The sequence below is a fragment of the Arthrobacter sp. Marseille-P9274 genome (assembly GCF_946892675.1).
Lineage (GTDB): Bacteria > Actinomycetota > Actinomycetes > Actinomycetales > Micrococcaceae > Crystallibacter.
This window is the reverse complement of sequence record NZ_CAMPOV010000001.1, coordinates 1,823,824-1,837,817: the sequence shown is the minus strand read 5'-3', so window position 1 is coordinate 1,837,817 and position 13,994 is coordinate 1,823,824. Positions and strand designations below refer to the sequence as shown.

The window sequence follows — 13,994 nt, the reverse complement described above, 5'->3', positions numbered from 1 at the left end:
GTCCGGCATGCCTTCAACTGAAGAGCTTTTGGAGCGTCTCGGCGTCGATATCGACGCCGAGACGCTTCGTCTTGCCCTCACACATCGTTCCTACGCCTACGAGCACGGCGGCCTGCCCACCAACGAACGGCTGGAGTTCCTGGGGGATTCGATCCTCGGCTTCTCCGTGACGGACGCGCTCTACCGCGACAACCCGGAACTGCCGGAAGGCGACCTGGCCAAGCGGCGCTCCGCCGTCGTCAGTACCCGCGCACTGGCCGGGATCGCCCGCGAGCTGGGCATCGGCCAGCACATCCTGCTGGGCCAGGGCGAGAAGCTCACCAATGGAGCGGACAAGTCGTCGATCCTGGCCGACACCGTGGAGGCGCTGATCGGGGCCACCTACCTCACCAGCGGCATCGAGGTGGCCCGGCAGATGGTCATGCGGCTCATTGCGCCGCTGCTGGCGGACGCCGAAGCCCTCGGCGCCGGCACGGACTGGAAGACCAGCATCCAGGAGCTCGCCGCGGCCAGGAAGATGGGCGGCGTTGAATACGCCGTCCAGGGCTCCGGCCCGGACCACGCCCGCACCTTCGTGGCCACCCTGCACATCGGCGGCACCGCCTACGGGCAGGGCACGGGCCACTCCAAGAAGGAAGCGGAGCAGGAAGCCGCGGCAGTCTCCTGGCGCCAGCTGCGGGCCGCTGAAACCGCCGATGCCTGAACTGTCCGATGCCTGAACTGCCCGAGGTCGAGGTCGTCCGCCGGGGCCTCGCCCGCTGGGTGCGCGGCCGCACCATCACCCGGGCCGAGGTTCTCGACGAGCGCTCCGTCCGCCGCCACGTCCTCGGCGCCGAGGACCTGCGCGGCAACCTCGAAGGCGCCACCGTGGTCGACGCCGTCCGGCGCGGCAAGTTCCTCTGGCTGCCCCTGTCCGCGGACGGTGATCCCTGCGGGGACGCCGGGGACGGAAATAACGACGGCGGTGCGCCGCGCCTGGCGCTGATGGCCCACCTGGGCATGAGTGGCCAGCTGCTGGTCGAAGACGCCGACGCTCCGGACGAAAAGCACCTCAAGGTCCGCCTGGACCTGAGTCCGGCCCTGGACGCCGAGGGCCGGGCCATGCCGGCCGAGCTCCGGTTCGTGGACCAGCGGATCTTCGGCGGGATGTTCCTGGCCGACCTGGTGCCCACGGCGGACGGCCACCCCGGCGGGCTGGCGGAGACGCCGCTGCCTCTGGTCCCCGCGGAAGCCGCGCACATCGCCCGCGACCCGCTGGACCCGGCCTTCTCCTTCGACGATTTCTACCGGCGGCTCCGGGCCCGCAAGACGGGCATCAAGCGCGCGCTGCTGGACCAGGGCCTGATCTCCGGCGTGGGGAACATCTATGCCGACGAGGCGCTGTGGGCCGCCAAGCTTCACTTCGCCCGCCCCACGGATACACTGCGCCGCAAGGAGGCCCTGGCGCTCGTCGAGGCGACCCGGGACGTGATGAACCGGGCGCTGGAGGCCGGCGGAACAAGCTTCGACTCGCTCTATGTCAACGTCAACGGGGCCTCCGGCTACTTCGCCCGGTCCCTGAATGCCTACGGCCGGGAGGGCCTGCCCTGCCAGCGCTGCGCCGGCCTGGGCCTCGACACGAGGATCCGCCGCGACTCCTTCATGAACCGCTCGTCCTACACCTGCCCGGTGTGCCAGCGCCGCCCGCGCAACGGCCGCTGGTGAGCTGCTGACCGCCTCCGCCGGCAGGACGTGCGCCGCCGGCGACCTGGCTCCCGTACCCGGGCGCCGCCGTCGTAGTTCAGTTGGCGAGGTCCGCGAGCAGCGCGTCGGTGTACGTCGGCCAGGCCTCGGCGGCCCACGGTCCGAAATCCCGGTCCGTCAGCACCACGCACGCAGCACCGGCTTGCGGATCTACCCAGAGGAAGGTCCCGGACTGGCCGAAGTGTCCGAACGTCGCCGGCGAGCTGGCTGAGCCGGTCCAGTGCGGATCCTTGGCGTTGCGGATCTCGAAGCCGAGCCCCCAGTCGTTGTGCGGCTGGCGGCCGAAGCCGGGCAGGACGCCCGCGAGCCCCGGGAACACGACGGTGGTGGCCTCGGCCAGCGTCGCCGGGTCCAGGAGCTTCGGCTGCTGTAGTTCGGCCGCGAAGATGGACAGATCCCCCACCGTTGACGTTGCACCGGCGGCGGGTGAGCCGTTGAGTTCCGTGGCGCCCATGCCCAGTGGCTGAAGGACTCCTTCGCCCAGGTAGTCGGCGAACGGCATGCCGGTGGCCCGCTCGAGCGTCTCGCCGAGCACGTCGAAGCCCGCGTTCGAATAGAGCCGGCGGGTGCCCGGGGCGAAGCGGACGGTCCGGTCGCCGAAGTCGTAGCCGCTGGAGTGGGCCAGCAGGTGGCGCACGGTCGAGCCCTCCGGACCCGCCGGCTGGTCCAGCTCGAGCGCGCCCTCCTCGATGGCGACCAGCACGGCGTACGCGCTGAGCAGCTTGGTCACGGACGCCAGCCGGTAGGGCCGGTGCTGGTTGCCGTGCGCGTCCAGCACCGTGCCGTCCCTGCCCACGAGGGCGGTGGAGGCATTCGCCACCGGCCACTGGTCGATCTGCGTGACGCTGTCCATGCGTATCCTCCTCAGGCCGTCCGGCCGGGACGGTTGTAGTGTTCGGCAAGCCGGCGCAGGCCGTCGTCGATGCTCACGGCGGGAGACCAGTCGAGCACCTCGCGGGTCCGGCGCTGGTCGAACCAATGCGATGTGGACAGCTGCTCGGCCAGGAACCGCGTCATGGGCGGCTCGTCCCGGACCAGCCCGCGGCGGCCCGCGGCCAGCCAGGCCCGCTCGAGCACGGCCCCGGCGCCGCGTGCCACCCGCCCGGGGACGCGCCAGGCCGGAGGCTTGACGCCGCCCGCAGCACAGATGCCGGCCAGCAGCTCGCCCACCGTCCGGGGCTCCCCGTTGGTCACCACCAGGGCCTGCCCGTGGGCGTGCTCCATCCGGTGCAGGGCCCGGACGGTCGCCGCGGCGGCATTGTCGATGTACGTGGTGTCGATCAGGGCGGCGCCGTGGTCCAGCAGCGGCAGCCGGCCGGCCTTGGCGCGTTCGAGGACGCGTTCCACGAGCTGCGTATCGCCCGGGCCCCAGACGACGTGCGGGCGGATGGCCGCGACCCGGAAGCCGGGGGCGTCGGCGCCCAGGGCGAGCAGCTCGGCGGACGCCTTGGACCGGGCATAGTAGCCGCGGGCGCGTTCCGGGTCCGCCGCCCCCGCGCCGGCCCCGGCGATCGGCTCGCCGAAGTGCGCCACGGAGGGGGAGGAAACGAAGACCAGGTCCGTGACGCCGGCGGCCCGGGCACAGTCCAGCAGGGTGCGGGTGCCCTCGATGTTTACCGCGACGAACTCGTCCCACTCGCCCGTGAAGGAGACCTTGGCGGCCAGGTGGATCACCGCGTCCATGCCCTTCACGGCGCGGGCGACGGCGGCCGGATCGGCGAGCGAGCCGAGGACCTGCTCGGCGGCGGGAGTGCCGCCAGTCCCGGCCTGGCCGCCAACTCCCGCGGTCCCGGGTATGGGACCGGCAACGGCGGCTGGCCGGCGCTGGAAGGTGCGGACGCGGTGGCCCTGGTCCAGCAGCAACCGGGCGACGGCGCCGCCGAGCATGCCGCTGGCGCCGGTGACCAGGATGCTGCGGCGGTTTGTCCCTTCCACGCCGCCGCTCATGGCGCGGAGATCCTGCCGCCGGCCAGGGCCCGGGACGCCCAGGCGGACAGCTTCGCCCGGTCGATCTTGGAGTTGTGCCGGATGTCGGTGGGCAGTTCCGGCAGCACCAGCACGGCGGTGAGCTCCACGCCGGTGGCCCGCGCCACGGCGGAGCGGACCGCCCGCGTCAGTTCCTGCGGGGCGGGGCCGGGCCGGCGCACCCGGGGCACGGTTTCGAGGACGGCCACGGGAACCTGGGCGCCCGCGGGACCCACGCCGACGACGGCGGCCAGCCGCACGCCGTCGTGCGTTTCCGCTGCTTGTTCCGCGGCGACTGGAGTGATGACGCCGCCGGACGAGGTGATAACGTGCGCGAGGCGGCCCTCAACCCAGAGCCGGCCGTCGGCATCGAGGTGGCCGACGTCGCCCGTGCGGTGCCACCCGGGCAGCGAGGCCGAGTGGGCCTGCGTGATCCACAAGCGGTCGTAGCGGTCCTTGACGTGCGGGGCGCTGACCAGGATCTCGCCGGTGGTTCCCGGTTCGGCGGAGGGCTCGTCCCCGGGCACGCCCAGGGCGTCCAGCCCGGCGATGGCCACGCGCGCCCCGACCACCGGGGTGCCGACGCAGACGCCGTTGCCGGCACCGGCCGCGCGGATCCCGGGGAGGCTGATGTCGGTGACGGGCAGCGCTTCGGTCATCCCGTACGGCGTGTGCAGCGAGGCGGCCGGGACCAGCTGCTGTACCCGGGACAGCAGCGGTTCCGGGATGGGAGCGCCGGCCGAGAGCAGCAGTTCCACTTTGTCCAGCGCGGCGCGGTGTTCCGGGCGCAGGCCGTCCGCGGTGGCCAGGACGTTGGCCAGCGCGGCGGGCGAGGCGAACACGGCGGTGGCCTGCACCGCGGCCGCCGCGTCGGCCAGCGCGGCCGCGGTCAGCGTTTTCGGTGCGGTCACGTCCATGGCCGGTGTGACGGAGGTGGCGCCCAGCGCCGGACCGAGCAGGGCGAACGGCGCGAAGCCGGCGACCAGGGCGGTCCCGGCCTCAAGTTTGTAGGTGTCCTTGAGGGTATCCCGCATCGCCGCCAGCTGCCGGTGCGTGTAGGCCACGCCCTTGGCCGGGCCGGTGGACCCGGAAGTGAAGAGGACGGCCGCGTCGTCGTCCGGCGCCGGCGTTCCATCCGTCGCGGCCGGGCGGCCCTCGGAGGCTCCCGCGGCCAGCAGTTCGGCCAGCGTGGCCCCGACGTTGTACAGCCGCCGCTTGCCCGGCGGCAGCTCCGCGACGCTGATGCGCCGGCCGGGCCAGTTGAGCAGGCGCGCACCCCCGAGGGCCCGCTCGATGCCGATGAGGAAGGCCGGGCCTGCGCCCTTGATGGCTCGGCTGAGCCCGGTGGTGCCCAGGCCGGCGTCCGCCACGACCACGACGGCACCGATCCTGAGGCAGGCGTAGATGAGCGAGGTCAGCTCGATCCCCGGGGGGACCAGCAGGCTGATCCGGTCGCCCGGGCGGACGCCGTGGGCCCGCAGGCCCCGGGCGAGCAGATCCACCTGCCCCGCCAGCTCGGACCAGGAGAGGGTTCGCGGGCCCGCGTTCGGAGCCTCCAGCGGGGCCATATCGACGACGGCGGGGGAGCTATCCGTGCGGCGCTCGTCGAGTTCGGCGAGCATCGGGCGGTAGGTCTCCTCGCGACCGGCTTCCGCGGTTTGCCCCGCGGCGTGGATTCCGGCGCGGCGATCGGTACCGCGGTCCATTTCGGCCGCAGAGCCGGAGCGCGCGGGAACCACGGTGCCTTCGAGCCAGTCGAAGACCGGAGCCGCGATGTCCCGGTCTTCGGGCAGCAGGTGGCCGGCGCCCTCGAAGCGGTGCACGGCGGCGTGCGGCATCCGCTCCAGCAGGTCTCGGAGGTAGCGGTCGGAGAACACCGGGTCCTTGGGACCCCACAGGATCAGCGCCGGGACGTCCAGGCCGCGGATGCCTTCAGAGACCTCGGCCAGGGCGGGCCAGCTGGGTGCGGACGGATCGGCGGGGATGTCGGCTACGAAATTGCCGACGCCCTCGCGGCGGGCGGCGTTCAGGTAGGGAGCCATGAAGGTCCGCCGGACGCCCTTGTCCAAGGCAGGATGCGCCAGGGCGTGGGTCACGCGCAGGAAGGCCGCCGACGTCGTCGTTCCCCACTGGTGGACGGCCGGATGCAGCGCCAGCTGCAGGGGTGCCGGCACCTCGAAGCCGCCCGGGTGCACGGCCGTGTTGGTCAGCACCACGGCGGCCAGCTGGTCGCGGTGCCCCAGCGCCCAGCCGAGCGAGATGAGGCCGCCCCAGTCGTGGCCGACGGTGACGACCGGGCCCTCCAGGCCGAGTTCCGCGGTCAGGTCGCCCAGGTCCGTGATGCGGTCCGCGAGGCGGCGGAAGCGGCCGGTCCGCCGGGAGAAGCCCATGTCCAGCTGGTCGACGGCGACCACCCTCCACGGCTTGTCCCGCTCCCCGGCGGCGGCGAGCACGGTACGCCAGAGATAGGACCAGGTCGGGTTGCCGTGGACGCACAGCAGCGTCCCTTCGGGCGTGATGCCGCGCTCGGCCAGTTCGGCGCCGTTGTCGAGCAGGTGCCACGCGTGGACGGTGCCGGCGGGGTCCGCGGCGGCGGTGGACGGGACGCGGACACGGCGGGACCAGGCGGCCGGTACGCCGGGCCAGAGCTCTGCTACCACGCAATCTCCATCATCGTGGTGTTCAGACCCGAACCTACGCCCATGCAGAGCACGCGGTCGCCGGGGCGGAGGGTCTGGGACTCCTGGGCGAGGGTCATCGGCAGCGAGGCAGGGCCGACGTTGCCCCACTTCGGGAAGGTGGTCGGCACCCGGTCGGGGGCCAGGTTGACCGCGTTGATGATGGCATTGGTGTAGGAGGACGAGACCTGGTGGGTGACGTAGCGGTCCATCGAGGTCCAGTTCCAGCCGCCGTCGTGGGCCTCGTGCCAGGCGTTGAGCACCAGTTCGAGGCCGTTGTCGAGCAGGCCTTTGGTATCCGTGAACATGCCATCGTGGCCGCCGACGCACAGGCCATGGTGCTCGGTGCCGGCGCGGGAAACGCCGCCGAGGATGCGGTGTGATCCCGGGTGGCCTTCAGCGGGGCCGATGACGGCGGCCGCTGCGCCGGAGCCAAGGGTCAGCGTGGCGAATTCGCGCAGGTAGTCTTCGCGGGTCGAATCGGGGCTGTTCAGCCGCCGGAAGGTGGTTTCCTGGGTGTACTGGGCGTCTTCGCCGGCGACGATGAGGGCGTATTTGATCTGGCCGGAATCGATCATGTTGGCGGCCAGCGTGATGCCGTTGACGAAGCCGAGGCAGGCGTTCGCCAGGTCGAAATTCATGGCCGACGATGGCAGGCCGAGCCCATGGTGGATCTTGACCGCGACCGAAGGCTCGAGATTGCGGCGCGTCACGGAGGTGTTGATCAGCAGGCCGATCTGGCCGGGTTCGATGCCGGCTTCCGCCATGGCCTTGGCGCCGGCCTCGATCGCTCCGTCGTCGAAGGATGACCCCGGGGCCCACCAACGGCGTTCGCTGACTCCGGCGACGCGCTCGAGGAGCCGCTTGGAAAGCTTCAGACGCTTGAGGCTGGGGGCCAGCCGCTCGTCGAACTCGGCCGAACTGACGGCTATTGGTGCCTCCACGCTCGAGACGGCCAGCAGCGCCGTGTTGTCATGTCGAAACGTCGCGTTTCCGCTCAATATCCAGCCTTTATTCGTGTGTCTGCCCGCCCCGCCGGTCCTAGCACCGATGAAGCCCCGAATCCTTAACTATGCACCCAAGGGCCTCGTTCCCGCATATGCCTGCCCGGATATGGAAACGGCCTGTCCTCCACAGTGCCACTGAGGCAGGGGTTTGTGTACAGGCCGGGCCAAGTTCCCGGGAATACTGCGGAAACAAGATAGATTGTGTCAAGGAAAAGTGCTGCGGGAGACACAATTTGCATCTGAAATCTCTGACTGTGCGCGGCTTCAAATCATTTGCGTCTGCCACGACGTTCGAATTCGAGCCCGGCGTCACGGCGGTAGTGGGCCCCAACGGCTCCGGCAAGTCCAACGTCGTCGATGCCCTGGCCTGGGTGATGGGGGAGCAGGGGGCGAAGACCCTGCGCGGCGGCAAGATGGAGGATGTGATCTTCGCCGGGACCGCCGGCCGGGCCCCGCTGGGCCGGGCCCAGGTGTCGCTGACCATCGACAATGCCGACGGCGCCCTGCCGATCGAGTATTCCGAAGTCACCATTTCGAGGACCCTGTTCCGTGCAGGCGGTTCCGAGTACGCCATCAACGGCAGCAACTGCCGGCTGCTGGACATCCAGGAGCTGCTCAGCGATTCCGGCCTGGGCCGCGAGATGCACGTCATCGTGGGCCAGGGACAGCTGGACCGCATCCTGCACGCGACGCCTGAAGATCGGCGTGGCTTCGTAGAGGAGGCCGCCGGCATCCTCAAGCACCGCCGGCGCAAGGAAAAGACGGTCCGGAAGCTGGAGGCCATGCAGGCCAACCTGACCCGCCTGACCGACCTCACCAGCGAGATCCGGCGCCAGCTGACTCCGCTCGGAAAACAGGCCGCGGTGGCGCGCCGCGCGCAGCAGGTCCAGTTCGAGGTCCGCGACGCGCGGGCCCGGCTGCTGGCCGACGACCTGGTCCAGCTGACCGATGCGCTGGAGCAGGACGTCGCGGACGAGGCCGCGGCAAAGGCCCGGCAGGCTGAGGTGGAGCGCTCCCTCGAGGCCAAGCGCCGCCGGCTGGCCGAGCTGGAGCGGCTCGCCGCTGAAGCGACGCCGCGTGTCAACGCCGCCCGGGACGCCTGGTACCGGCTCTCCTCCACCCGCGAACGGTTCCGCTCGCTGGGCAGCCTGGCCAACGAGCGGCGCCGGCTGCTGGGCCGTGAGGACACCGGGCCGGAGCCGGGGCGGGACCCCGAGCATTTGGAACAGCAGGCGGCCGCCGTCCGCGAGGAGCAGGCAGAACTCGAGTTCGAGCTCGAAGAACGCCGGATGGCCCTCGACGATGCCGTTGAAGCGCGGGCCGGTGCCGAAGACGCGGCCGCCGCAGAGGAACATCGGCTGACGGCGATCCTGCGCGCCGCGGCGGACCGGCGGGAGGGACTGGCCAAGCTCGCCGGCGCGGTTGGCGCGGCCCGCTCCCGGGTGGAGGCGGCGGAGGCAGAACTCGGCCGCCTGCGGGGATCCATCACCGAGGGCGAGGAGCGGCGGCGCAAGGCGCAGGCCGAGTTCAGCGCCCTTGAGTCGCAGGTAGCCGGTGCCGAGGCCGGCGAAGAGGGGCTGGATGCCGAGTATGAGGACGCCGCGGCGGTAGTGGATGGGCTCGACGTCGAGCTGGAGGCACTGGCGGCCGAGGAACGGGAAGCGGAGCGGGCCCGGGATGCGATGGCCGCGCGCAAGGAGGCGCTGGAGGTCGGCCTCGACCGCCGGGACGGCCGCTCGGCCCTGCTGGCCTCGGACGCCCCTGGCCTCCTCGCACCGCTGGCGGACCTGATCACCGTCCGGCCAGGCTACGAGGCCGCCCTCGCGGCTGCCTTGGGAGCGGCATCGGAGGCCATCGCCGTGGCTGATATTCCCGCGGCGATCCGGGCCGTGGAGCTGATGAAGGCGCAGGACGCGGGCACCGTGGACCTGGTCGTCGCAGGCGGTGCCGTCGGTGCGGACGATGCAACGGAGTCCAGGGGCGGGGAGTCGGCCGGCGGTACGGGCGGAAAGCCTGTGTCCGAGGGGGTGCCGGTGCCCTCGGGCGCGGTGCCGGCTGCCGGCCTGGTCCAGGCCAAAGCCTCGGTCGAGGCGGCGGTGGCCGTGCTGCTGTCCGGCGTCGTCGTCGTCGAGGACATGGACGCGGCGGCGGCCGTCCTCGCGGCCCGGCCGGAACTGACCGCAGTGACGCGGGCAGGAGACGTGTTCAGCGCGCACGCGGCACATGGCGGATCGTCCGGCGGCCCCAGCCTGCTGGAGGTGCAGGCCGCCGTGGAGGAAACCGGCCGGCAGCTTGAAGAGGCGACGGCCCGGGCCGAGCGGGCCAAGTTCGCGATCGCCGCCGCCAAGGCCCGGCGCGAGGAGGCCGCCGTCCGGGCCGACACGGCGCTGGAACAGCTGCACGAATCGGACGCGCGGCTGGCCGCCGTGGCGGAGCGGCTCGGCCAGCTGGGGTCCGCCCTGCGCTCCGCCACCGGGGAAAGCGATCGCCTCGCCCGGCTCGTGCAGGCCGCCGAGGCGAATATCGACGCGGAACAGCAGAAGCTGGCCGAAGTCACTGAACGCCTCGGCGCGGCGCAGGAAGCACCCGCCGAGGAGGAGCCCTCCACCGAACGCCGCGACGCGCTCGCCGCCGCGGCGGCCCGGGCCCGGCAGGCCGAGCTGGAGGCGCGGCTGGCCCTGCGGTCCGGGGAGGAGCAGCTGAGTGCCATGGGCAACCGGGCATCCTCGCTGGAGCGGGCCGCGGCCACGGAACGCCACGCCCGGGCGCAGGCCGCGGAGCGCGCCCGCAGACGGCAACTGCAGGCCGCCAAAGCCGCGTCGGTCGCCGCCGCCGTGGAACAGGTGCTGGCTTGGCTGGACGTGTCGGTCCAGGCTGCAGGGCTGGAACGCGACGCCGCAGAAGAGGTGCGGGCCGAATGGGAGCAGGAGCTGTCCGCCGTCCGCAGCTCCACCGATGCGCTCGCCGTGGAGCTGCGCGAGCTGACGGACTCCGTGCACAAGGATGAACTGGCCAGGGCGCAGCAGCGGCTCCGGATCGAGTCGCTGGAGAACCGTGCCATCGAAGAACTCGGCATGACCGCCGGCCACCTCGTGGAGGAGTACGGGCCGCACCGTCCCGTGCCCGTCGCGGCCGCGGCGTCGACGGACAAATGGGCCGAGCTGCGGGCGGAAGTGGACGAGGACGGCACCCCGATCGTGGAAGGCGTGCCCTTCGTCCGCGCCGAGCAGGAGAAGCGGCTGAAGAAGGCGGAGCGGGACCTGTCTGCGCTCGGCAAGGTGAACCCGCTGGCGCTGGAAGAGTTCGCCGCACTGGAGGAACGCCACCAGTTCCTCAGCAGCCAGCTCGAGGACCTCAAGGCCAGCCGGAAGGACCTGCTGGACATCATCAAAGAGGTGGACGAACGGGTCCAGCAGGTATTCACCGAGGCCTACGCCGACACCGCCGCCCAGTTCGAGCGCGTCTTCGGCCGGCTCTTTCCCGGCGGCGAAGGCCGGCTGGTGCTCACGGATCCGCAGGACATGCTCACTACCGGCATCGAGGTCGAGGCCCGCCCGGCCGGCAAGAAGATCAAGCGGCTCTCCCTGCTCTCCGGCGGCGAACGGTCGCTGACCGCGGTGGCCCTGCTGGTAGCGATCTTCAAGGCCAGGCCGTCGCCCTTCTACGTGATGGACGAGGTGGAAGCCGCGCTGGACGACACCAATCTCCAGCGGCTGATCACGATCTTCGAGGAATTGCGCGAGTCGAGCCAGCTCATTGTCATCACCCACCAGAAACGCACGATGGAGGTGGCAGACGCCCTGTACGGCGTCACCATGCGGGGCGACGGCGTGTCCACCGTGATCTCGCAGCGGCTGGCGGCGCCGGCATAACTCCGCCCCCGGCACTCAAGCCGCGGGAACGCCTTCGTTCGCGGCTTGAGGAGTCGTCCGTGGCTTCAGGAACCGTAGCGCAGGACGAAATTGCGCAGGATCAGCTGCGGCACATGCACCTCGTGGCCGCGGACGGACGCGACGACCTCATCAGCTTCGTCCGGCGGGAAGTAGCCGGCATGGCGGTAGACCGAGATGCGCGTGACCAGCCCGTCCTCGTCCAGTTCCGGGTGGAACTGGGTGGCGTAGACATTGCTGCCCAACCGGAACATGTGCACCGGGCAGGCCGCGGAGCCGGCCAGCCGCACGGCGCCGGCGGGCAGGACCGAGCAGGCCTCCTTATGGCCCGCGAACGCCTTGAACCGCTGCGGCACGCCGGCCAGCAGCGGATCACTGGCCGCCCCGTCGGCCAGTTCCACGTCCACGGCGCTGATCGGCTCGCCGAACCGGCCGTCCACCTGGCCGCCGCGCAGCCGGCCCAGGGTGCCAATGCCGTAGCAGGCGCCGAGGAAGGGAGAGTCGGCGGCGGTCACGCGCTCGACCAGGTCCATCAGCTCCGCTTCGACGCGCAGCTGCACTCCCGACTTGCTCTCCGGCGGGTCGCTCGCCGTGAACGGGCTGCCGCCCAGGATGATGCCGCTGTATCGGTCGAGGTCGACGGCGGGCAGCGGGCCGGCCTCAAGCCGGACCCTGTGCAGCTGGCCGGGCTCGAGTCCTCCGAAGCGCAGGAACGCGGCATACTCCTCGTCGGCCGCCTTGTCCTGGGCTCGAGTGGCCAGCAGCAGGAAGGGCTTCATGCCTCGATGCTACCCATCGGCCGGAACCACCCGCGGCAGGTCACCAGGACTTGGCAGGGAAATCCTTCCAGCGGCGCCAGAACTTCTTCGCCGAACGGGCGGCCCTCGCTTCCTCCAGTGCGTGCAGCCGGCCGTAGCTAAAGCCGTTTTCATGCTGCCCGAAGGCCTCTACGCCCGCTTTCCGCAGCAATTGGCGGGCGACGAAGCTGTCCTGGTGGTCGCCCAGGACCTGCTGGATGCCGTGCGCGTTTTTCTCCAGTTTGAGGGCTCGCTTGCCGAACACAGGTGCCGCGGTCTCGCAGGCGTAGCGCAGCCTCTTGGCCGTCTTGCGGGCCTCGTGCAGCGCAGGATCGGCGGCCTCGGTGCCGCGCGCCCGCTTGGCCTCTTTCACGGCCCGGCGCACCCGTTTCAGGTCCCGCCGGACGGACTTCGGGATGACCTTCGCCGCCGGCCCCTGCGCCTCCTCGGCCAGCGGCGGATCCGCGAGGAACTCGTCCAGGCTGTCCAGCAGGCGGAAATAGCGCTTCTGCTCCAGCGCCCTGAGCACCTTACCGTGGGCAGACTTGTACGTCGTGCCCAGGTCGACGTCGAGCCGTTGGGCGACCGGACCGAGCACCAGATCCGGCGGTTCTTCGCCGACCATCGTGCGCAGCCGCTCATGCATGACCTCGGCATCGCGGGCTTCGCCGAGCAGCCCGCCCAGCAGCCTGAGCTCCTCGCGCAGCGCGGTGGTCCTATCGACGTCGAAGAGCCTGCGGTGCGTGGCCAGCGAGGAGCGCAGCCGACGGGTGGCCACGCGCATCTGGTGGACCGCGTCCGGGGCATCCTGCCGCACCAGCGGATCCTGCTCCTTCAGGGCCGTGACCTGGGCCTGCAGGTAGGCCAGTACGACGTCGGCGGCCGTTCCCTTCCGCTGCGGCCGCGGAAGGCCAGGCTCGGCGGGCGGAAGCTGCTGCCCCAACGCCCTGGCCAGCTTCGAAGCGTGTACGGAGGGCTCCGCGCCCGTGGCACGGAACACCTCCTCGGCGGCGTCGAGCAGGTCCCGCCGGCCGTCGGCCAGCTCGATCTCCCACTCCCGCCACCGCATCGTGGAGCCCTCCGACCGGCCCTCCCGTGGCAGGGCGGTGGCCTCGACCTGGTCGTCGGCGACCTCGGCGAGGACCCCGTCCGCACCCTGCAGCGTATGCACCACGCGCCGCGTTTGGAGGCGGGCAACGGCGGCAAGAGGGCGGTCCCGGACCTGCGAACGGACCAGGCGCAGCAGCGGCAGCGGCACCTTCTCCTGGTCCTTGCCCAGCGGCTCGTGCAGCTCGCGCCGCGCGTCGTCGCCGGCCGGCAGCTTCAGGTGCCAGCCCTCGTCGTCGCCGCCGGTCCTGCGGCGCAGGGTGACCCCGTGGGCCGCCAGCGTCAGGTCCTCGGTATCGAAGTAGGTGGCCTCCAGCTGGTGCTCAACCGGTTGGCCCACCGACTGCACGCCGGGCAGATCCTGCAGCGGTGGCAGGGACACGGACTCGTCGACGTCGTATTTTCGTTCCACCTCGACCGTCTCGTGCACGGTACCGGTATCGGCTTTGGACACGTCAGGACTCCGTTCCCTGGATAATTCGGGTCATCCGACCGGAAAGCGGCGGAAGAGTTAACACGCGGTTCACATCGACGCAGTATCTTTGGTGGAAGGCGCCAACCAACGGAGGGACAGCCATGGAAGCTGCACGGATCGAACAGTGGTGGGGCCGGCTGGATCCGGGCACCCGGGAGTGGCTCATGGACAATCCGGGCACCGTCATCCTGCCGCGCACGGTGGCCAATGCCATCAAAGCCTCGGTTGGCGACGCGCCTGAACAGGACCATTTCGAGGTATCCGACGCCGCCCGGTCCTTCATCCGGATCAAGGCCGAAGAACGCCGCGCCGGTCGGACCGCGGGCTGAGCA

Annotated in this window: 10 protein-coding genes; 4 read left to right on the top strand and 6 right to left on the bottom strand. The window is 71.3% G+C overall.

Features of this window, described 5'->3' with window-relative positions; all coding sequences use genetic code 11:
* The first annotated feature begins 7 nt into the window (after positions 1-7).
* Positions 8-703, top strand: coding sequence for a ribonuclease III (gene rnc / locus OC550_RS08385; protein ID WP_262105089.1), 696 nt, complete (start codon positions 8-10; stop codon positions 701-703).
* 8 nt (positions 704-711) lie between these two features.
* Positions 712-1,704, top strand: coding sequence for a bifunctional DNA-formamidopyrimidine glycosylase/DNA-(apurinic or apyrimidinic site) lyase (mutM, locus tag OC550_RS08380; protein ID WP_262105087.1), 993 nt, complete (start codon positions 712-714; stop codon positions 1,702-1,704).
* A gap of 76 nt (positions 1,705-1,780) precedes the next feature.
* Here mutM and OC550_RS08375 read toward each other — a convergent pair whose 3' ends face one another.
* Genes OC550_RS08375 through OC550_RS08360 form a run of 4 tightly spaced genes read right to left on the bottom strand, consistent with a single transcriptional unit; the run spans position 1,781 to position 7,387 of the window.
* A complete protein-coding gene (locus OC550_RS08375) occupies positions 1,781-2,596 on the bottom strand; it encodes a serine hydrolase (RefSeq protein ID WP_262105084.1) in 816 nt (271 codons plus the stop codon).
* Positions 2,597-2,607: 11 nt separating this feature from the next.
* On the bottom strand, positions 2,608-3,690 hold the full coding sequence (locus OC550_RS08370; RefSeq protein WP_262105082.1) for an NAD(P)-dependent oxidoreductase: 1,083 nt from the start codon (positions 3,688-3,690) through the stop codon (positions 2,608-2,610).
* Positions 3,687-6,368, bottom strand: a complete 2,682-nt coding sequence (locus OC550_RS08365; RefSeq protein ID WP_262105080.1) for an alpha/beta fold hydrolase — start codon at positions 6,366-6,368, stop codon at positions 3,687-3,689. Before OC550_RS08365 ends, OC550_RS08370 begins: the two co-directional genes overlap by 4 nt.
* Complete coding sequence (locus tag OC550_RS08360) at positions 6,362-7,387, bottom strand: 3-oxoacyl-ACP synthase III (protein ID WP_262105078.1); 1,026 nt, start codon at positions 7,385-7,387, stop codon at positions 6,362-6,364. The genes OC550_RS08365 and OC550_RS08360 overlap by 7 nt, the downstream gene beginning before the upstream one ends.
* 239 nt (positions 7,388-7,626) lie before the next feature.
* On the opposite strand from OC550_RS08360, the gene smc reads away from it, so the two are divergent.
* Positions 7,627-11,265 (top strand): chromosome segregation protein SMC, encoded by a 3,639-nt coding sequence (gene smc / locus OC550_RS08355; protein ID WP_262105076.1) that lies wholly within the window; start codon positions 7,627-7,629, stop codon positions 11,263-11,265.
* Positions 11,266-11,330: 65 nt separating this feature from the next.
* On the opposite strand, the gene OC550_RS08350 is transcribed toward smc, so the two are convergent.
* Positions 11,331-12,062, bottom strand: a complete 732-nt coding sequence (locus OC550_RS08350; RefSeq protein WP_262105074.1) for a glutamine amidotransferase — start codon at positions 12,060-12,062, stop codon at positions 11,331-11,333.
* Between the two features lie 40 nt (positions 12,063-12,102).
* Positions 12,103-13,641 carry a CYTH and CHAD domain-containing protein gene (locus OC550_RS08345; protein WP_262105072.1) on the bottom strand — a complete coding sequence of 513 codons (1,539 nt, stop codon included), beginning with the start codon at positions 13,639-13,641 and terminating at the stop codon, positions 12,103-12,105.
* 122 nt (positions 13,642-13,763) lie between these two features.
* On the opposite strand from OC550_RS08345, the gene OC550_RS08340 reads away from it, so the two are divergent.
* Positions 13,764-13,991: a hypothetical protein gene (locus OC550_RS08340; RefSeq protein ID WP_262105070.1), complete on the top strand. Its 228-nt coding sequence runs from the start codon at positions 13,764-13,766 to the stop codon at positions 13,989-13,991.
* Positions 13,992-13,994: the final 3 nt, after the last annotated feature.

What these genes read in the sequence shown, in the direction of transcription:
- OC550_RS08350 (WP_262105074.1), bottom strand. Translation starts at nt 12,062, where the DNA reads ATGAAGCCCTTCCTGCTGCTGGCCACTCGAGCCCAGGACAAGGCGGCC.
- OC550_RS08370 (WP_262105082.1), bottom strand. Translation starts at nt 3,690, where the DNA reads ATGAGCGGCGGCGTGGAAGGGACAAACCGCCGCAGCATCCTGGTCACC.
- OC550_RS08340 (WP_262105070.1), top strand. Translation starts at nt 13,764, where the DNA reads ATGGAAGCTGCACGGATCGAACAGTGGTGGGGCCGGCTGGATCCGGGC.
- mutM (WP_262105087.1), top strand. Translation starts at nt 712, where the DNA reads ATGCCTGAACTGCCCGAGGTCGAGGTCGTCCGCCGGGGCCTCGCCCGC.
- OC550_RS08375 (WP_262105084.1), bottom strand. Translation starts at nt 2,596, where the DNA reads ATGGACAGCGTCACGCAGATCGACCAGTGGCCGGTGGCGAATGCCTCC.
- rnc (WP_262105089.1), top strand. Translation starts at nt 8, where the DNA reads ATGCCTTCAACTGAAGAGCTTTTGGAGCGTCTCGGCGTCGATATCGAC.